The organism is Paenibacillus aceris (genome assembly GCF_017874035.1).
Lineage (GTDB): Bacteria > Bacillota > Bacilli > Paenibacillales > NBRC-103111 > Paenibacillus_E > Paenibacillus_E aceris.
This window is the reverse complement of the sequence record NZ_JAGGKV010000011.1, coordinates 206,972-227,170: the sequence shown is the minus strand read 5'-3', so window position 1 is coordinate 227,170 and position 20,199 is coordinate 206,972. Positions and strand designations below refer to the sequence as shown.

The 20,199-nt window shown below is 41.6% G+C and carries 14 protein-coding genes and 2 pseudogenes; 12 read left to right on the top strand and 4 right to left on the bottom strand.

Annotation, left to right across the window (positions count from 1 at the left end; all coding sequences use genetic code 11):
* Positions 1-19 precede the first annotated feature (19 nt).
* The 4 genes from J2Z65_RS20690 to J2Z65_RS20675 all read left to right on the top strand — a co-directional run bounded on the left by J2Z65_RS20690 (position 20) and on the right by J2Z65_RS20675 (position 4,820).
* Positions 20-694 carry an ABC transporter ATP-binding protein gene (locus tag J2Z65_RS20690; protein WP_167057440.1) on the top strand — a complete coding sequence of 225 codons (675 nt, stop codon included), beginning with the start codon at positions 20-22 and terminating at the stop codon, positions 692-694.
* 623 nt (positions 695-1,317) lie between these two features.
* The gene (locus tag J2Z65_RS20685) at positions 1,318-1,899 is read left to right on the top strand and encodes a helix-turn-helix domain-containing protein (protein WP_167057436.1); all 582 of its coding nucleotides are present in this window, start codon (positions 1,318-1,320) and stop codon (positions 1,897-1,899) included.
* 37 nt (positions 1,900-1,936) lie between these two features.
* A complete protein-coding gene (eutH, locus tag J2Z65_RS20680) occupies positions 1,937-3,058 on the top strand; it encodes an ethanolamine utilization protein EutH (protein ID WP_167057433.1) in 1,122 nt (373 codons plus the stop codon).
* Complete coding sequence (locus J2Z65_RS20675) at positions 3,042-4,820, top strand: aminopeptidase P family protein (RefSeq protein ID WP_167057430.1); 1,779 nt, start codon at positions 3,042-3,044, stop codon at positions 4,818-4,820. The genes eutH and J2Z65_RS20675 overlap by 17 nt, the downstream gene beginning before the upstream one ends.
* 83 nt (positions 4,821-4,903) lie before the next feature.
* On the opposite strand, the pseudogene J2Z65_RS20670 reads toward J2Z65_RS20675, so the two are convergent.
* Positions 4,904-5,586 (bottom strand): annotated as a pseudogene (locus tag J2Z65_RS20670) (IS6 family transposase).
* Positions 5,587-5,829: 243 nt separating this feature from the next.
* Between J2Z65_RS20670 and J2Z65_RS20665 the strand changes: the two are divergent.
* Positions 5,830-7,335 (top strand): carbohydrate-binding protein, encoded by a 1,506-nt coding sequence (locus J2Z65_RS20665; protein WP_167057427.1) that lies wholly within the window; start codon positions 5,830-5,832, stop codon positions 7,333-7,335.
* A 199-nt stretch (positions 7,336-7,534) separates the two neighbouring features.
* On the opposite strand, the pseudogene J2Z65_RS20660 reads toward J2Z65_RS20665, so the two are convergent.
* A pseudogene (locus J2Z65_RS20660) lies at positions 7,535-7,789 on the bottom strand (hypothetical protein); the annotation flags it as partial.
* 304 nt (positions 7,790-8,093) lie between these two features.
* Between J2Z65_RS20660 and J2Z65_RS20655 the strand changes: the two are divergent.
* The 6 genes from J2Z65_RS20655 to J2Z65_RS20630 all read left to right on the top strand — a co-directional run bounded on the left by J2Z65_RS20655 (position 8,094) and on the right by J2Z65_RS20630 (position 16,981).
* Positions 8,094-9,596, top strand: a complete 1,503-nt coding sequence (locus J2Z65_RS20655; protein WP_167057424.1) for a 4-hydroxyphenylacetate 3-hydroxylase family protein — start codon at positions 8,094-8,096, stop codon at positions 9,594-9,596.
* Between the two features lie 47 nt (positions 9,597-9,643).
* On the top strand, positions 9,644-12,325 hold the full coding sequence (gene ppdK, locus J2Z65_RS20650) for a pyruvate, phosphate dikinase (RefSeq protein ID WP_167057489.1): 2,682 nt from the start codon (positions 9,644-9,646) through the stop codon (positions 12,323-12,325).
* A gap of 29 nt (positions 12,326-12,354) precedes the next feature.
* Positions 12,355-13,155, top strand: coding sequence for a pyruvate, water dikinase regulatory protein (locus J2Z65_RS20645; RefSeq protein ID WP_420850812.1), 801 nt, complete (start codon positions 12,355-12,357; stop codon positions 13,153-13,155).
* 123 nt (positions 13,156-13,278) lie between these two features.
* Positions 13,279-14,142 (top strand): methyl-accepting chemotaxis protein, encoded by an 864-nt coding sequence (locus J2Z65_RS20640; protein WP_167057421.1) that lies wholly within the window; start codon positions 13,279-13,281, stop codon positions 14,140-14,142.
* Positions 14,143-14,389: 247 nt separating this feature from the next.
* A complete protein-coding gene (locus tag J2Z65_RS20635; protein ID WP_167057418.1) occupies positions 14,390-15,610 on the top strand; it encodes an amidohydrolase in 1,221 nt (406 codons plus the stop codon).
* A gap of 27 nt (positions 15,611-15,637) precedes the next feature.
* Entirely contained in the window at positions 15,638-16,981 is a 1,344-nt protein-coding gene (locus J2Z65_RS20630) for an MFS transporter (protein WP_193580901.1), read from the top strand.
* A gap of 160 nt (positions 16,982-17,141) precedes the next feature.
* On the opposite strand, the gene J2Z65_RS20625 is transcribed toward J2Z65_RS20630, so the two are convergent.
* Entirely contained in the window at positions 17,142-17,774 is a 633-nt protein-coding gene (locus tag J2Z65_RS20625) for a Crp/Fnr family transcriptional regulator (protein ID WP_167057415.1), read from the bottom strand.
* Between the two features lie 36 nt (positions 17,775-17,810).
* Complete coding sequence (locus J2Z65_RS20620) at positions 17,811-18,437, bottom strand: Crp/Fnr family transcriptional regulator (protein WP_167057412.1); 627 nt, start codon at positions 18,435-18,437, stop codon at positions 17,811-17,813.
* Positions 18,438-18,687: 250 nt separating this feature from the next.
* Here J2Z65_RS20620 and J2Z65_RS20615 point away from each other — a divergent pair, with 250 nt between their 5' ends.
* The gene (locus tag J2Z65_RS20615; protein ID WP_167057409.1) at positions 18,688-20,181 is read left to right on the top strand and encodes a 4-hydroxyphenylacetate 3-hydroxylase family protein; all 1,494 of its coding nucleotides are present in this window, start codon (positions 18,688-18,690) and stop codon (positions 20,179-20,181) included.
* Positions 20,182-20,199: the final 18 nt, after the last annotated feature.

The window sequence follows — 20,199 nt, the reverse complement described above, 5'->3', positions numbered from 1 at the left end:
AGTAATGGAGGCGAAGGGAATGACCTTAATCCAGATTGAGCATGTGAGTAAGAACTATGTGATGGGCGGGGAAACGATTCAGGCTTTGGTTGATATTTCCCTGGAAATCGATCATGGCGAGTTCGTGGCGATTATGGGCCCGTCGGGGTCGGGGAAATCGACGCTGATGAATATCATTGGCTGCTTGGATATTGCGGATCATGGAGATTATGTGCTGGATGGGAAGGCAATTAATCAGCTGAAGGATGCTCAGTTGGCTGAAATAAGGAATCGGAAGATTGGATTTGTTTTTCAGAGCTTTAATTTGCTGCCACGGCTTAATGCGTATGAGAATGTGGAGCTGCCGCTCATTTATCGAGGGATGAGCAGGAAAGAGCGGGAACCGCTTGTCATGAAGGCTTTGGAAGCGGTTGACTTAGTAGAGCGCAGGCGGCATCTGCCATCGGAGCTGTCTGGCGGGCAGCAGCAGCGGGTTGCGATTGCAAGAACGTTGGCGGGCGATCCGGCCATTATTCTCGCGGATGAGCCGACAGGTGCGCTGGATTCGAAGACGGGCGTTGAGATTTTGGAGATTTTTAAAAGATTGAATGAGCATGGCAGGACGATTGTGTTGATTACGCATGATCTGTCGATTGCGCAGCATGCGAAGCGGGTTGTGCATTTTCGGGATGGGCGGTTGAGTGAGGTTGGATAGGTCGATGCAAGCACCGGGACTCCGATGGAGTGCCGGTTTGTTTTTTTACTTAGGTATCGGGATTAAGCTAACGGCAGATTAGTTTAACTGTGATATGCTGAACCGTATCATAAGTAAGTGAGGTTAAAAATAGAACCACTTAGAACGTTATTGTGACAACGGTTTAGGTGGTTGTTTTTGAAAGTAATCATCCAAAATCAACTATTTACAATGTAACAAAATCAGGGAGAAGTTTCAAAACTTGCTCAAAGCTCGAAAATTTTTCCTCATTTGAATATAGATCTGTACCTAAAAAACATGACCTAACCAGAAGACTGAGGTTGATCAAATTGTAGGCAGAATGTATCTTTACTCTCCTTCGAGTTATTGGCGCTTTAGTTGAGTAAGGCACAATAAGATAGCTCTTTTTCGTATTTTATTATTTAACAATCTAGGCGCATAGATCTAATAGATCAAGCGTCTTTTTTTGTGCCTGATTTTGTAATTCTACGGACTGTTCTTGAGAGAATAGATGATTACGTTAATAAATGATTTTCGTATCTATGAAATTATTTCATAATATATTGCGCGTTGATATAATATATATTATATTATTCACAATAATGAAAATTCGGGGTGAAGTGATGAATATAGGAATGGAAATAAAGAAATTGAGGGCTGAAAAAGGAATTACTTTGAAAGAGTTAAGTGAAAAAAGCGAACTATCTGTTGGATTTCTGTCTCAATTAGAAAGGGGGCTTACTACCATAGCAGTTGATTCACTTGAAAAACTAGCAGATATTTTGGAAGTACATTTAACACATTTTTTTGATTATCCACTTAAAAGGAAAGATATGGTTTTAAGAAGTTATGAACAAGAATTAATGGATTCAGTAGAAGGTGGTTTTATTAAGTATAGTTTAAGTACAAATTTAGAAAATAAACAACTTTTTCCAAGGCTTATAGAAATTCTTCCTCAAAAGAAAGATGAAGAAATATTATCCTATAAGCATAAGGGAGAAGAGTTCATTTATGTTTTAGAGGGTATATTAACAGTTTACATAAATGGTACGAGGCATGAAGTGTATCCTGGTGACAGTGTTCATATGGACTCAAATATTGCACACAATTGGGCTAATTATACGAACAAAAAGGTCCAGCTTATAGCTGTTAATACGCCTAATTATATCTACAATAGTAGGTCATCTACTAAAGATGCTGATTAGTAAAGTTATATACATTTAATGGAAAGAGATAATAATAATGGATAAATTTGTATTATATCTCATCGGTTCTTTTTTTGTAATCGGAGCTATTGATTATATTACCGGAAATCATTTGAAACTGGGAGGGAAATTTGAAGAAGGCATAAAGACCATGGGGACTTTGGGGCTTGGCATGATAGGAATACTTTCTTTAGTCCCTCTATTTACAAATTTTTTATCATCTGTGATTATTCCAATCTGTAGCGTGTTTAATTTAGATCCTTCTATCGTTCCTGCAGCACTTTTAGCTGTAGATATGGGGGGATATCAAATCGCTGATAAGCTAGCATTAACGAAGGAAATGGGAGCATTCTCAGGAGTTATCATCGCATCTACTTTAGGAGCTACAATTAGTTTTTCAATACCCGTCGCGTTAGGGATGCTTTCTAAAGAAGATGAAAAATATTTTTCTAAGGGTGTACTGGTTGGAATTATTACTATACCTATAGGATGTCTTGCAGCAGGTTTATGGCAAAAAATAAATATCGGCATATTAGTATGGAATCTGGTACCTATATTTGTTTTTGCCATTATTTTAGGGGTTGGATTATTAAAAGCTCCTCATGTTTTTATAAAAGTTTTTAATGTTTTTGGAAAGCTTATAATGAGTTTGAGTACTGTTGGATTACTTTTACAAGGTATAGATGTGATATTTGGTGTAAGGCTTGTCTCAGGATTAGCTCCCCTATCTGAATGTACAGTTATCGTAGGCAAAATCGCATTAATTTTAGGTGGAGCCTATCCTATGCTAGCACTTATTATTCGAATTTTTAAAAATAGTTTTGAAAGAATAGGAGAGAAGTTTGGAATTAATTCAGTGTCAGTAGCAGGCATACTAGGAAATTTGGCTAGTAATCTGTTGATATTTGGAACATATAAGGAAATGAATCCTAAAGGAAAGGTGGTATGTGCTGCCTTTGGCGTAAGTGGAGCATTTGTATTTGGTGGTCAGTTAGGATTTGTATCAGGAGTAGCCCCAGACATGTTAGGAGCGTTCATCATATCAAAGCTTACAGCCGGAATAATTAGTATAGTACTAGCTGCATGGCTATATGATCGTGAAAATAAAGAATTTAGTCTTAAGGAAAATGGAGGTATTAGTAATGAATATCAGGGATAGGGTAGAAAAGTTAAGACAGCTAATGAAAGAAAATCAAATGGATGCTTATATAATTCCCAGTTTTGATGCACATCAGAGTGAATATGTAGCAGAACATTGGAAATGTAGACAATGGATAACAGGATTTACAGGGTCTGCAGGTACTGTAGTTATTACATTAGAGGATGCTGGGTTATGGACAGATGGTAGATACTATATTCAAGCAGAAAAGCAGCTTGAGGGATCAGAAATCAGATTATTTAGAATGATGGATCCCGGGGTTCCATTTTACACCAAATGGCTAGCAGATGTTCTTAAAGAAGAAAGCATTGTGGGCTTTGATGGAAATGTTTTTTCAATGAATATGGTTAAAAATATGGAAAAAGATCTAAAAGCAAAGAAAATCGAATTAAAAATGAATCAAGATTTAATTGGTGATCTGTGGGAAGATAGACCGGAGATTCCTAAAGGCCCATTTTTTACTCATGACGTAAAATATGCAGGCAAATCACGAGTGGAAAAATTAAATGAAGTAAGAGAAGAAATGAAAAATATAGGAGCCAATTATTATATTTTAACTTCCCTTGATGACATTGCATGGCTTTTGAATATAAGAGGAGCCGATGTGACTAACAATCCAGTTGTAATAGCAAATGTAATCGTAGCAGAACATAAATGTTATTTATTCATTGATTCTTGCAAGGTTCCCTCTTTGGTTAAATTAGAACTGGAGGCTGAAGGAATCGAGTTCAAAGCGAACCATGAAATACACACATTCTTGGAAAATCTTCCAAGCGGAGATGCAATTATGTTAGATTCGAATAAAACAAATATCAGTTTATATAATGCCATAAACAGTGATACAAAGAAAATTGAAAGTCCTGACATCACGACTAATTTAAAAGCTATTAAAAATGAAGTCGAAATAAAAAATTTGAAATGGTGTGAAATAAAAGATGGCTTAGCCATGGTGAAATTTATAAAATGGCTTAAAAACTTTGTAGATAAAGAAGAAATTACAGAGATTACTGCAGAAGAAAGATTAGAAGATTTCAGAAGGGGACAGGAAGGATTTGTTGGACCTAGCTTTGATACGATAGCAGGTTATAAAGAACATGCTGCGATGATGCATTATAAAGCCAATAAAGAAACGCAATATATGCTTAAGAATGAAGGTCTTTTTTTAATTGATTCAGGTGGACAGTATTATGATGGAACAACCGATATTACACGAACGATTGCTTTAGGAAAACTTACCGATGAACAAAAAAGAGATTTTACTTTGGTCTTAAAAGGATTTATTGCATTAAGCTCAGTAAAATATTTATACGGAGCAACAGGCTCTAACTTAGATGTTTTAGCAAGGCAACCAATTTGGCAGTATGGTTTAGACTATAAATGCGGGACAGGACATGGGGTAGGTTTTTTCTTGAATGTTCATGAAGGACCACAAAGCATAAGGAATAATAATAATAATGTTACATTAGAAAAAGGCATGATTATTACGAATGAACCGGGAATATACCTTGAAGGTAAATATGGAATTAGAATTGAAAATATGATGTTAGTAGTTGAAGACGAGAAAACAGAGTTTGGTCAATTTATGAAGTTTGAAACAATTACGTATTGCCCAATTGATTTAGCCGGTATCAATAAAGATATGTTAACAGAGAGTGAAAAGCAATGGCTAAACAATTATCATCAAGAGGTATATGCGAAGCTAGCTCCTTATTTAAATGAAGAAGAGAGCGGATGGCTAAGGGAAGAAACTAGGGAAATATAAAGGTATTACCGAATACAAGTAATATTTTTGGTAGTGGTGCAAGAATTAAAAGAGATAGCAATTACCCATTAAATTGTAATTAACTATGCCACAATACCAAATATTTTTTTGAGCCATTCAACAGTAGAGAGGACAGACGAATTATTTTCGGCCTGTCCTTTCCTAATCATATGCATGGCCTCAATTCCCTTTAACGTCTTTTCAGCAGTTAGAAATGATTTGAAACCAAGCATCGGTTTTGTGATTTTTTTATGAATCGATGATCTTGCTCCACAATGTTGTTTAGATATTTTGTCTGTCTAATCAAGGTTTCTTTTGGTAAGGCTTTTTCATTTATTAATTCTTGTATGGCTGGTGGATATGCCGGGTTTTTATCCAAAGTGATCACACGAGGTAATTGATTATGTGAAGAGGACAAAGCATTTGTAAAGAAACGCTTAGCAGCCGGCATATCACGATTTTCAGCAGATAACATGAAATCAATCGTTTTCCCCGTTGAATCAACGGCTCTATATAAGTACTTCCGCTGACCCTTTATTTTGACGTAGGTTTCGTCAGTCCTCCACGAGTCGTTTGTAGGTTTCAAAAAGTGGCGGATTCGTTTGTCGATTTCGGGTCCAAATTCATGGACCCATCTCATGAACGTCGTATGGGAAATCATTAATCCTCGCTCGCTCATCATTTCTACGATGTCTCGATAGCTTAAACTATTGCTTCCATTTAAATAAGTCCAATTTGGTTTCCAAAGTAAGTTGCTCCATCCCATGACTTCATTATCAATTAAGTTATCATGAATTAGAGCTTTGTACCACAACCATCAGACCCGCGTAAATCGCGGGTTTTCCTATTAGGAGAGTAATAACATGAATTAACAAAAAAATAACATGATTCGATAGAATATATCATTCTTTTTTACGTTAATACCATCATAATTAGTTATGAAAATAATAGACGCTCATGGATCAGAATCAACTGCTTGAGCGTTGATAACAAACAACAAAGAAGGTGTATGATGAAAAAACGTATTCGAACCAAAAAACTGCTATCCTTAGTTGCCACAAGTGCAATTGCCATCACTTCATTATTCGGTGGTTATCAAAATGTCTTCGCATGGTCGTGCGACGATGCGTTTAATCAAGACTACAGTACTCATCTTTTTATTGTAAACGGCGGCGTCAAACTTATTTCCAGCAATACGGATTCGGTAATTAATAAACCCTCCACGCTGCTTGAGCAGTTTCGTGATCGTTGGGAGCAAGGCTTGTACGATGCCGATCACCTGAATCCTTTTTATGACTCTGGCACATTTATGTCCCACTTTTATGATCCGGATACGCAAACCAATTATGCGGGATTATCGTATCCAACCGCACGGCAATCCGGGTCGAAGTATTTTAATATAGCGTCGGACTACTACAAACATGGCGATTTTTCTAATGCATTCTATTACTTAGGCGTATCCTTGCACTATTTCACTGATGCTACAATGCCGCTGCATGCTTCAAATATTTCAAATCTCGATCATAACGCGCCTGGCTATCATTCGAAATTAGAATCCTATTCCGAATCTATTCAAAATCAAGCGCCGGTTCCCGATTCTGGACTATTTAATTGGGTATCTTCAACCGATCCTGAACTATGGGTTCATCAAGCTGCAGTGCAAGCGAAATCCGTTATGCCACAAGTATGGAATGATTCCATCACGAGTTGGTTCTGGCAAGCAGCTGTCAGCAATTATTATTCCGACATGTGGAAGAACGCCGTAAAAACGCCGATCCTAAACCAGTTGAGTCAAGCGGAGCGAGAGACCGCCGGATTCATAGATATGTTCTTTCGTTCAAACGGTGTAGATCTGCCGGTGACGATTTACAGTGGCACTGCGTTTGGCGGGGCATCGGAAATACTCGGCTCCGGCAATTATAATTACGAACAGCTCGTGAAAGGCATTGGCAATGATACCATTTCTTCCATTCGTATTGCACCAGGCTATCAAGTAACTTTATTTGCAGATTCAAATTATAGCGGAGTATCGACAGTTGTGACAGGTGATGTTTATGGTTTGGGTAACTTAAATCATCAAACTTCAAGCATGAAAGTCGAAACAATCCCAACAAATCCTGCGCCATCCCCAATGATGCAAGCTGAGAGTTTTAGCGGTTCAAAGGGAATATTGACACATCGTGCTGGAACGGGAACTGTGGTAGGCAACATGAATACCGGAAGCTGGCTGAGTTATGACAATGTTGACTTTGGAACAGGCAAAACCAAGTTCATCGCAAGCGTAGGAATGGACCCTGTATTTGCCACTATAGGCAAGCAGTTTGAACTCCGGTTGGATAGTCCAACAGGCACCCTTATAGGGACATTCACAATAAACTCTACTGGGGGTTGGGATACGTATGCAACACAAACTAGCAGCGTATCGGGGGCTTCAGGTTCACATAAATTGTATATCGTTGCCAAAGACAGCGGAGATGGTTTTGGTAATATAGACTGGTTTACCTTTAGTTCTTGATACAGCATTGATGCAGTGATGGATCAGGGGGTTTTGGTGCAACGATTAAACAGATCAAAGATAGTCGTCATATTGTTGTTTGACTATGCTATCAAACCAAACATTTTATTGATTGATTCTACTATAGAAAGGACAGACGAATGATTGCATTCGACCTGCCCTTTCTTTATCATATGCATGACTTCTATCCCGGCAATTAGGAATCATTTGTTGACTTCAAATAGGAACGAATTCGCTTGTCTAACTCCGGTCCAAACTCATGAACCCATCGCATGATGGTTGTATGAGCAATATGTAGACCTCGTTCTTCCATCATCTCTACTAGATCACGATAACTTAGGCTATATTTCAAATACCATCTTACTGTTAGCAAGATTACTTCTGATTCATACTGCTTCCATTTAAACAAATCTAGTTCCGTTTTCAACGTAATTGCTCCATCCCATGAATTCATTTCAATCATGTTATCATGTATCAGAGCTTTGCACCACAACCCAAATCGGGGACTGAGGGCTCCGCACAGATCTATAAACTAATCTATATGAAAAACAAATGCAGCCTGCCCTCTATGAAGAGGCAGGCTGCATTTGTTTGGAATCGGCGGTCTTTTTTTACACCAAATGAATCCGGTTTCAATAAACGCAGAAAATGTTAATTGCCTTACAGTCCAATTATCTTGTTACTCTTATACTCTAAACATAGGCTCTTGAATCACCTTACAAGAAATGTAAAGAAGATACATTTAAGGGGGAATTACAATGGGAATTCGTACTGGCGCTCAGTATATTGAGGCGCTCAAATCTCGCCAGCCGGAGGTATGGCTTTCGGGAAGAAAAGTGACCAATTTGTACGATGAAGCTGTATTCAGACAACCGATTCACGAAATTGCGAAGTTATATGATATGCAGCATGATCCGGAATATCAAGATAAAATAACGCACATCTGTGAAGAAACTGGAGAACGGGTGAACAACGCTTTCCTGGTTCCTAGAAAACCTGAGGATTTGAAGGCACGCAGAGCGACGTTTGAAGCCTTTGCCAAAGCAACATTCGGATTGATGGGAAGAACGCCGGATTTCCTTAATGTTGTCGTCACTTCGCTATATAGCAATTCGGATTTTTTGGCAAAATACAATCCGGAATGGGCGGAAAACGCCAAGACTTATTACCGTCATGTTCGGGATAATGACTTATTCTTGACACATGCGATTATAAATCCTCAAAATGATCGCAGCAAATCGTCACACGAGCAGCAGGATACGTTCACTCATTTGGGTGCTGTAGAAGAAACACCGGAAGGTTTAATCGTTCGTGGAGCTAAAATGCTGGCAACACTATCGCCGATCACGGATGAAGTTATTGTGTACTCTTTCCCAGGGTTTAAACCAGGCGATGAGCGTTATGCACTTGCATTTGCTCTTCCTATCGACACGCCGGGCATTCGCATTCTTTGCCGTGAGGCTATGCAAGATGGAACCCGTCCGGTTGCCGATCATCCGTTGGCATCACGCTTTGAAGAGATGGATGCCTTACTTGTATTTAACGATGTATTGGTGCCTTGGAATCGCATATTCCTGTATAACAACGTGGAAGCGGCGAACCTGCTGTATCCAAAAGCAGGTTTGGGACAGCAGCCCTCGCACCAAACTGGCGTAAGAGGTTTGATAAAGCTTCAGTTCGCTACAGAAGTAGCTTGTCGATTGGCTGACGCCATCGGTGTAGATGTTTACTTGAACGTGCAAAACGATTTGGGTGAATTGATCCAATCGGTAGAATCGCTTAGAGCGCTGCTGAAGGTTGCGGAACTTGAGTATGAAACGTTGCCTTCCGGTGATTTGGTACCTGGATATGATCCGATTGAAACGATTCGCGGATTGCTGCCGACGTTCTATCCGCGCGCGATTGAGGTGATGCAAATTATCGGCGCAGGTGGATTACTGATGTCTCCGACGGAAGCTGATTTGACTCATCTTGATTTAGCGGGAGATATGGAGCGTTATTATGGCGGTCGAGAAGGAGTTTCTGGTCCAGATCGTATCCACCTCTTCAAGCTTGCGTGGGATCTGTGCGGCGAGGCGTTCGGACAACGGTTGCTTCAATACGAGCGCTACTACACAGGTGATCCGATACGTAAAAAAGCGATTTTTTACAGTAATTATAAAAAGACTCATTCCTTCGCGTTGGTAGATGATGCATTGGATATGCCTGCTATACCCCAAGCGCCGAAGAAACTCATCAACAATAAGCAATTGATTTTTTAAGTTTATGTGTTTTGTTGTATGGATAAAAATAAGGAGGCAAACAAATGATGACACAAAAACAAGTGGTACCTTTTCAAGAGGGAAATGCCTCAATGAAAGCTTTGCTGGGAGGAAAGGGAGCCAATCTTGCTGAGATGACACGTGCCGGTCTTCCCGTACCGCCGGGATTCACAATTACGACTGAAGCTTGCTTAGCTTTTTTTAAGGTAGGCAATCGAATCTCGGAGGAATTGTTTGAACAAATCGCAACAGCTCTCAAGCAGTTAGAGAGTCAGAAAGGGCAAATATTCGGTGATGCAAACAATCCGCTTCTTGTTTCGATACGTTCTGGTTCGGTAAGCTCAATGCCAGGGATGATGGATACCATTTTGAATCTCGGACTTAACGATATAACTGTCCTTGGATTGGCAGCGCTTACAAGAAATGAAAAGTTCGCTTACGACTGCTACCGCCGCTTGATGCAGATGTTTGGGAACGTGGTGCTCGGCATTGAATCCTACCATTTTGAGCAGCTGCTCCACTGTTTGAAAGAGAAAGAGGGCGCCCTCCAAGATCATGATGTTACTGCTGCGGGGTGGAAGGATCTGATTGAAGATTATAAAAAGTGCATTCTAGCTAAAACCGGCCAGTCTTTTCCTCAGCACGTGTACGAGCAGTTACGAATGGCCATTGAAGCCGTATTCAAGTCCTGGAACAATCAAAGAGCTCAAATTTACCGTAAAATAAATCGGATTCCAGATGAGCAAGGGACAGCCGTCAACGTGCAGAGCATGGTCTTTGGCAATATGGGTGGTAATTGCGGCACCGGCGTCGTCTTTACGAGAAATCCTTCTACGGGTGAGAATACATTTTTTGGAGAATACCTGATCAATGCTCAGGGTGAAGATGTCGTAGCAGGTATAAGAACACCGCTGGCCATTGCTGCGTTGAAAAACGAGATGCCTCTAATTTATGAGCAGTTATTCCAGGCATCCAAGCAGCTTGAGAAGCAGTACAAAGATATGCAGGACATCGAATTTACGGTTGAAAATAATAAGCTTTACCTATTACAAACAAGAAACGGGAAACGAAATGCTCAAGCCGCATTAAAAATTGCCGTCGATTTGGTTCATGAAGGTGTATTATCCAAGCAGGAAGCCGTTGGCCGTATCGAAGTGTCCCATTTGGATCAGCTTCTGCACAGAGGTATTGATGAAGATGCAGTAAAGGATGTCTTGGCAAAAGGACTTCCTGCTTCGCCGGGAGCAGCGGTGGGACAGCTGGTGTTTAGCGCCGACACGGCAGTAGAATGGAGCCGTGCGGGCAAAACAGTCATTCTTGCTAGAATGGAAACGACGCCGGAAGATATTCATGGTGTGATCGCTTCAGAAGGCGTGCTCACGAGCCGTGGAGGGATGACGAGCCATGCTGCTGTTGTGGCAAGGGGAATGGGCAAGCCATGCGTTTGCGGCTGCGAAGACATCCGAATCGTGCTTGATGAGAAACAGATGATGGTTGGAAACAAGATCGTGAAAGAAGGCGATTGGATTACACTGGACGGCGCAACCGGACGCGTCATTATCGGTGACATGCCTTTACATGAAGCTAGGATGACAAATGAACTTCTCGTTATGCTGAAGTGGGCGGATGAGATTCGCACACTGAAAGTGTTTGCGAATGCGGATAACCCGCACGATGCAGGAATTGCGAGACAATTAGGGGCAGAAGGGATCGGGCTATGCCGGACGGAACATATGTTTTTCTCATCAGCGCGATTACCAGTCGTTCAACAAATGATTCTAGCGGAAGATAAGGAGGAGCGTTTGAAGGCTCTTGCCCAGCTGCTTCCAATGCAGCAGTCGGATTTTGAAGAAATTTTCAATGAAATGGACGGCCTCCCGGTGACGATTCGATTGCTCGATCCGCCACTACATGAGTTTCTCCCAAACCTTGAAGATCTGCAGAGAAGACAAGCCCAGCTAATGTATGATAAAGAGGGCTCTGACGAGGAAAGAGATGAGGTGGCTCACCTTCTTCGGAAAGTGCAAGCTCTGCACGAGGCAAACCCCATGCTAGGGCAACGAGGCTGCAGATTGGGAATTGTTTATCCGGAGATTTATGAGATGCAGATTGAGGCCATCTTCCGTGCAGCATCTGGTTGTATCGAGAATGGCATCAGCGTACATCCGGAAATCATGATTCCGCTTGTTAGTCATGCAAGTGAACTGAAAATTTTCAGAGAACTTGTTGAGCTTGTTGCGATGCAGGTGCTGGGGAAAGAAAAGCTTCGAGAATGTCCGTATAAGGTCGGGACAATGATAGAAGTACCACGCGCTGCTCTTACTGCGCGCCAAGTTGCGGCACATGCAGATTTCTTCTCTTTTGGCACCAATGACTTAACGCAAATGACGTTTGGATACAGCCGTGACGATGCGGAAGGGAAATTTTTAACCCATTATGTCGATCAAAAGCTTTTGCCACATAATCCGTTTCAGGTGCTCGACACGGAAGGGGTCGGACAATTGATTGACTTAGCCGTGAACGTGGGCCGTGTTGTTAAGCCATCGCTTAAAACGGGGATTTGCGGGGAACATGGCGGAGATAAAGAGTCAATTTTCTTTTGTCACACGATCGGATTGGATTATGTCAGCTGTTCCCCTTACCGAATTCCTTTAGCTCGAATCGCCGCAGCACAAGCGTTCATCGAACATGGTGTTCCCAGCGAATGTAAGGTAACTAATGCCATTTGATGCGGCAGAGATGCTTGGAGGTGTCACGGGTGGGGGAGCTAGTCCATACCATTTTCATTTGTTCTGACTCAGTTGGGGAAACGGCAAATACCGTCGTTCAAGCGACAATTCGTCAGTTTAACGCTAGCAAAGTTCATGTAAGACGTTTTGGAACAATGCGAACGGAGGAAGAAATCCGAAGTATGATGGAGGAAGCTTCCAAGTTGGGGAGTTTTGTAGTTTACACGCTTGTTCTTCCGGAATTAAGAGAGATGATGCGTCAAGAAGCGATTCGCTTAAACGTAACAAGTATCGATATCCTTGGGCCTGTCATGCAAGCTTTCATTGATACTTTCAAGGATTCTCCTAAAAGGCAGGCGGGATTGCTTCACCAAATGGACGAAAACTACCATAAGCGGGTCGAAGCCATTGAATTTGCAGTCAAATGCGATGATGGTAAGGATACTAGTGCTTTGAGACAAGCACATATTGTTCTTTTGGGGGTTTCAAGAACATCGAAAACGCCGCTTAGTATTTTTCTGGCGCATAAAGGGTACAAAGTAGCCAATTATCCACTAGTACCGGAAGTGAAACCGCCCGAAGGCTTGTTTACACTTAACAAAAACAAATTGATCGGCTTGACGATGAGCGCGGACCAGCTCGTTAAGATCCGAACAGAACGGTTGAAAGCGGTAGGTCTGCCATTTGGCGCTAAATATTCTGCCATAGAAAGAGTAGCGGAAGAGTTGGAATACGCCTTCGACTTGTATAAGCAGCTTGGATGTACAGTAATCGATGTCACGGAGAAGGCAATTGAGGAAACGGCCGCCATCATATTGGATGCCATGTAATACATTTTGGTTGGTAAACATAAAACCGGAACCCTACGTGAAATAGGGGGTTCGGTTTGTTTTTATTGCTAAGTAATAGCTATTTCAAATACGTTATCGATGGACATCTACGGATGAAAGGACATGACAATGGATCAAATGAATTCTCATCAAAAATCAGATATCATCTCTCATCTACTTGTTACAGCACCTATTTGGTTTCAAATGACTTGTTTGTTTGAGGAAGATTTTACGATGGGCATTACAGATATGGAGAAATTTGTTGCTTATTTTCCTGGTCATTCACTAAAATTCCCCATCGTAGTGAACGAAGCTTTTAAACATGGCAGTGTGGCAAAAGAAATAATAGAGAATAAGAAGGAAAAATTCAACATTGTTGATCAATCTGTTTATGGAGTAGTGTATTGCGGTGGTGGAATACCAATCTTTGAGAATGGATACATCGTCGGTTCCATCGTATTCGGAGTCAGCTTGAACAAACAAAAACGGCTAATGAATATTGCAGAGCATCTGTTTGCCCTTGTGCAGCAAACGAATGCAAACTCACTTACGATTATGAGAACATCAAAAGTTCTGTTCGAAAAGAATGAAGTCATTTTTGAATATATGAATAATTTACAGGAGCAAATTAACCGGACTTCTTCAATTGTTTCCACGATAGCAGGGATTTCAACCCAAACCAAAATACTAGGTCTGAACGCACTTATTGAAGCAGCCCATATAGGCCAACAGGGCCGAGGCTTCTCCGTCGTGGCTAAAGAAATACAAAAGTTGGCGGATGATTCCAAAGAGTCATCCAGACGAATCGAAAGCATTCTTAATGATTTAACAAATGAAACTGTGAATTTAAGGAAACTTTTCGAAGGATCGAAACACTTATTTCACAATCAATTTGAACAAATTTCAGAAATATCGCTAGTGATCGAAACAATTAGTACTGAAGCACAGCATTTAGTAACTGTCTCTGAAATTTCGCAAAAGAGGTAATCAAAAACGATAAAAAATAATAGCGCTTACATTTAATATTAAAACGTTAACTAGTTAACACGTTCCGTTAAAAATACAACTTATAATGAATGATAAGTATCCCTATTAGAAGGAGAGGAAATATAAGAAAGGAGGAAGGGGATATGTTTAACTAAGTCGGGTTATGTGCTGCTGTTTTAACAGCTTTTCAATTTATGGGGGAATAAGTACACGATTGCTTCAAACAGAAAGGGATGACAGATAGAATATGATTTCTGCTTACTGGTTGACACATGTACGCTTGGACAGTGGTTTTGAGCAGGACGAAGACGACATTATTCATACACGCTCGCAAGTGTGTCATCTTTTAATTGAAAACGGTAAAATCGCCAACATGATGCCGGCCGATTTGCCACTTGTAACCGATCTTCCGAGAAAAGATGCAAAGGGTTTGCTTGCCCTTCCTTCGTTTGTTGAAAAACACATTCATTTGGACAAAACCTACATGGGATATGGATGGAAATCATGCAAACCCGTGAAAAATCTGATTGAACGATTGGATTTTGAAGCTAAAGAGAACCTTGTCATGTTGGATACAGTTAAACAGCGGGCAGAAGGAATGTTGGAGTTTATATCTTCGGCTGGTGTCACCCATATCCGTGCACATGTTAATATTGATCCTTATGTCGGGTTGAAACATTTGGATGAAGTGCGTAAAGCACTGGAGACATATAGCGACAAAATGACGTATGAAATTGTAGCCTTTCCACAGCATGGACTGCTGCGTTCGCAATCGGTTGATTTAATGAAGCAGGCAATGAAGGAAGGTGCAACTATTGTTGGTGGTCTTGATCCGGCCGGAGTGGATGGGAATATGGAGCAGTCACTTGCACAAATGATGGAAATTGCTGTCCAGGCAAATGCCGATATCGATATCCATTTGCATGATCCATCCCAGCTAGGCCTGACTACGATGAAACGGTTGGCTGCCATGACGAAAGAAGCGGGCTATCATAACCGGGTGGCAATTAGCCATGCCTTTGCCTTGGGGGATGTCCCCATCGAGGAAGCAGTCGAAACAATCGATTCGTTTGCCGAATTAGGCGTCTCCATCATATCAACCGTACTGATCAACAGACAGATCCCGCCTCTCCCTTTTTTACATGAAAAAGGGGTGAAGGTTGAACTAGGTTGCGATGGATTTTATGATTCGTGGTACCCATTCAGAAATGGAGATATTCTTGACAAATTAAACCGGTTTGTTGAACGCTACAGTTGGATTGATGAACGTTCTCTTACGGAAGCGCTTGCATTTGTTACAGGTGGAAAAACCACACTAGACCCAAATGGTAAACGGATTTGGCCAGCAGTGGGAGATGACGCAAATCTAGTTTTGGTGGAGGCGACCTGTTCGGCGGAAACCGTTGCTAGAAGATCCACGCGGGTGGCTGTCATGTTTAAAGGAAACATGATACGCGGTTCGATCTAAAAATATACTTGGAAAGAGGGTTATATATTGAATACCAATGAAAATCTCTCTTTAAACGAGAATTCAGAGCCTGCTGTTCCTCTACAAAAGTCAACACGAACTGCACAATCATTAACTGCGCTGGTCGTCGTCTGCTGCTTTCTAACGATAATGGCTGAGGGGTATGATCTAGGAATTTATGGTGCGGTCATTTCAAGCTTATTAGCGGATAAGACATGGACGTTAACACCCGTTCAAGCCGGTCTCATTGGTAGCTATGCACTGATTGGAATGATAATTGGGAACGTTATCGTTGGAACATTGTCGGATCTCATCGGTCGTAAGTGGTCACTCATCACTTGTATTGGTATATTTTCCATTTCTATGGGTTTATCGGCCATGGCTACTTCACCGGAAATGTTAGGAGTTATCCGTTTTGTGGGGGGGATTTCATTAGGTGGAGCTATGCCAATTGCCACCACACTTACCATTGAATACGCTCCTATTCATCGTCGTTCCCTCATGAATGCCATCATGTTTTCCGGTTATCCTATTGGAGGCATACTTGGAGCAGTACTTTCCTTATTTTTCCTGAATGACTATGGCTGGAGGTTTTTGTTCTGGCTAGGGCTGACCCCCATTGTCCTGGTGCCTTTCCTCATTTGGAAACTGCCTGAATCAGTCAATTTCCTGGTCTCACGTAATCGTAAAGAAGAAGCAGAAGTCATTTGTAAGAAATATCAGATCGATCTACCAGTGATACAGCATACAGAAAGCAAAACAGGTCCGAAAACCAGTTGGAGTTCTGTTGCATTCTTATTTTCCAAACCCTACTTACGAACAACGGCCTTTTTTTGGGTTACGTTTTTCATGGGCTTACTCTTAGTTTACGGGCTAAGTACATGGCTGCCTAAAATGATGGTCCAGGCTGGTTACCCTCTTGGCTCCAGTTTGTCACTCTTAGTCATGTTAAACTTTACAGCAGCGATCGGCGCACTCGGGGCAGGTGCAGCAGCAGACCGTTGGGGTTCAAAACGGGTCATTAGCATTGCCTATATTGCAGCAGCTGTAAGTATCGCTCTATTAAGCTTAAAGCCTCCTACCGTCTTGCTCTATCCACTTATCGGGATAGCAGGAATAGGTTCAACTGGAATACTTATTATTTTGAATGCCTACCTTACAAAATACTTCCCTACATACGCACGTTCAACCGCTTTGGGCTGGGCATCCGGTGTTGGCAGAATCGGCGCCTCCTGTGGGCCTATTCTAGGGGGACTTCTATTGGCTTGGAAAGTGGATTTCAACGTAAATTTTTATATTTTTGCTCTCGCAGCCTTAATCGCTTCAATTTCTATCCTACTTGTACCGGTTGAAAAGGATAGATTGATTTAACTTGTAATATATATTTTCTATATAAACTGCAAGCTGTCGACTGTAAATAACAGGTGTCAGCTTGTTTTTTTTCGTTGGGTTTTGAAATGAAATAAACAATACAGCCCGACCTCTGTGAAGAGACGGGCTGCATTCGTCTTTTAGGAAGATTGATAAGTATTTACATGTGTTCCGAATTATTTACGATTTCTCTAAGCTTGTCAATGTTCGTAATACGGATCGTACCGGGATGTGAGAATTCAATCAAACCTAAACTTTTCCATTTTTGAACAATCGTATTTACTGTAATTCGGGATGTGTCGACGTAGCGAGCGAGTGAAGTTTGATCAATTGGAATATTTTCGTTCTCGTGGATCTGAAGTAGCTTAAGCAAGTAATATGCCGTTTGCTGTTTAACAGGACTATCATGAAAGGCGATGAGCTCAGCGAGCAATCTGACCTTGTAAATAAGGGAATTTGTGAATATCAGTGCTGCTTCGGGATGATCCTTGCACATCTTGGTTAATGCTTCATCGGAAAAATAATACAAAATGGAGGGAGAGGTAGCAAAAGCAGACGTTAGATAGGGGGACTTGCTCACGCCGTGCTCCCCGAGTAGTGTTCCTATCTGAATGTAGTCCACAATACGTTCGTGGCCGTTATCCGACAGGAGTACGATTTTTACTCCTCCCTGCTCCAAGTAGTAAAAGCCTTTTCCACCTTCGCCTTGACGGTAAATGGATGCCTTTTTTTTGAAGTGAAGGACTTGGGCATACGATAAATAGGGCTCCAATTTATAACGAAGGTTTGACATTAGATCACCTTTTCCCTCGGGTCATTGTTTACATGATCAATCCTCGACGATACCTTTTAACAAATCAGGTCTTTTGATCATAAAGGCGCGTTCTTTCATTTCGATTATTCCTGCTTCTTTCCATTGTCTAAGGATTTTGTAAACAGTTATTCTGGTTAATCCCGTGCAATTGGCAAGCTCTTGTTGGGAGAGTGGAATTTCGTAATTTTTAAAATCATCAAACAGGTTTAATAGAATCAAAGCAATTTGACCTTCGGTAGAAAGCGTTTTCATGTTTATTGCAAATAAGAGTACGCGCATTTTCTGTATGATCGTTTGGGCAACAAGGTGGACTAACTCAGGTTGCTCGGTCATCAGATCTTTAAACCGTTCACTGGAAAAATGATATAGTACGGAGTCTTTGGCCGTTATTGCAGTTGTAAAGTGGGTTTGCCGATCAATCGTATGAACACCGACCAGCTGTCCGGGAACGACAATATTTAGCATGCGCTCTTTCCCTGTTGAGGTGGAGGCAACAATTTTCACTATGCCGCTGTGCAGAAAATAAAAACCATCTCCAGCAGCTCCTTGGCGGTAGATGACGCTTTTCTTTTTGAAAAACTGTCTATTTCCGTACTTCAAAACTTGCTGCCACTGATCAATAAGTTCAAATGGGATAACCAAATTCTTCACTCCTCTGAAACCGTTTACAAATTAATTATAGGGGATAAACGATTGTGTTTACAATCTCATGTCAAAAAATACAAAAGAAATGTTAACTGCTTAACACTTCGAATTAAAAAAGAAGGCACTGCTATGAATCCGCTTTCAAAAAGCGCGAAAAACGTTAATGGCATTACAGTCCATTTATCGGGCGGGTATTATAATTCAGGCATAAGCATCAAATCTTACAAAGTTTAGGGAGGTACAGCGAATGGGAATTCGTACTGGCGCTCAGTACATGGAGGCATTGAAAGCTCGTCAACCGGAGGTATGGCTTTCGGGAAGAAAAGTGACAAATGTCTATGAAGATGTTGTGTTTAAGCAACCAATTCATGAAATAGCAAAGCTGTATGACATGCAGCATGACCCATCACTTCAGGACAGGATTACACACATCTGTGAAGAAACCGGAGAAAGAGTGAACAACGCTTTCTTAGTTCCCAAAAAACCGGAACATCTCCAGGCACGGAGGCAGGTATTTGAGGAGTTTGCCAAAGCGACCTTCGGTTTGATGGGAAGGACGCCGGATTTCCTCAACGTTGTGGTCACTTCGCTGTATAGCAATGCGGACTTTTTGGCGAAATATAACCCGGAATGGGCGGAAAACGCAAAAAATTACTACCGTCATGTTCGGGATAACGACTTATTTTTAACACATGCGATTATCAACCCGCAAAATGACCGCAGCAAGACGTCGCATGAACAGCAGGACACATTTACGCACTTGGGCGCAGTGAAAGAAACACCTGAGGGGTTGATCGTTAGAGGAGCCAAAATGCTGGCCACTCTTTCGCCGATTACAGATGAAGTTATCGTTTATTCGTTCCCTGGATTTAAACCTGGCGATGAGCGCTACGCGCTTGCATTTGCGCTTCCGATTGATACGCCAGGGCTTCGCATCCTCTGCCGCGAGCCTATGCAAGATGGAACTCGCAGCGTGGCTGATCATCCGTTGGCGTCGCGTTTTGAAGAGATGGATGCACTGCTTGTCTTTAACGATGTATTGGTTCCTTGGGATCGCGTATTTTTGTATAACAATGTGGAAGCGGCGAACCTGTTATATCCAAAAGCGGGTCTTGGGCAGCAACCATCGCACCAAACCGGTGTGAGAGGCTTGATAAAGCTTCAGTTTGCTACAGATGTGGCAATTCGAGTGGCTGACTCCATCGGTGTAGATGTTTACTTGAACGTTCAAAATGATTTGGGCGAATTAGTCCAGTCGGCTGAATCGGTTAGAGCGCTGCTGAGAGTTGCGGAGCTGGAGTATGAAACTTTGCCATCCGGCGATTTGGTTCCGGCATATAATCCGATTGAAACGATTCGCGGACTACTGCCGACGTTCTATCCCCGTGCGATTGAGGTGATGCAGATTATCGGTGCAGGAGGATTGCTCATGTCTCCGACGGAAGGAGATTTGACAAATCCTGAATTAGCGGAAGATATGGAACGTTATTATGGTGGTCGGGAAGGAATTTCCGGTACGGATCGTATTCATCTGTTTAAGCTGGCATGGGATCTGTGCGGCGAGGCGTTCGGCCAACGGTTGCTCCAATACGAACGGTATTACACAGGCGATCCGATCCGCAAAAAAGCCATTTTCTACAACAACTATAAAAAAACGCATTCGTTTGCAATGGTAGATGAAGCCTTAAATGTGTCGCGGATTCCAGGTGCAAATGAGACGGAAGAACTTCTGAAAAGGTAATAGATATTTAAATAGGGA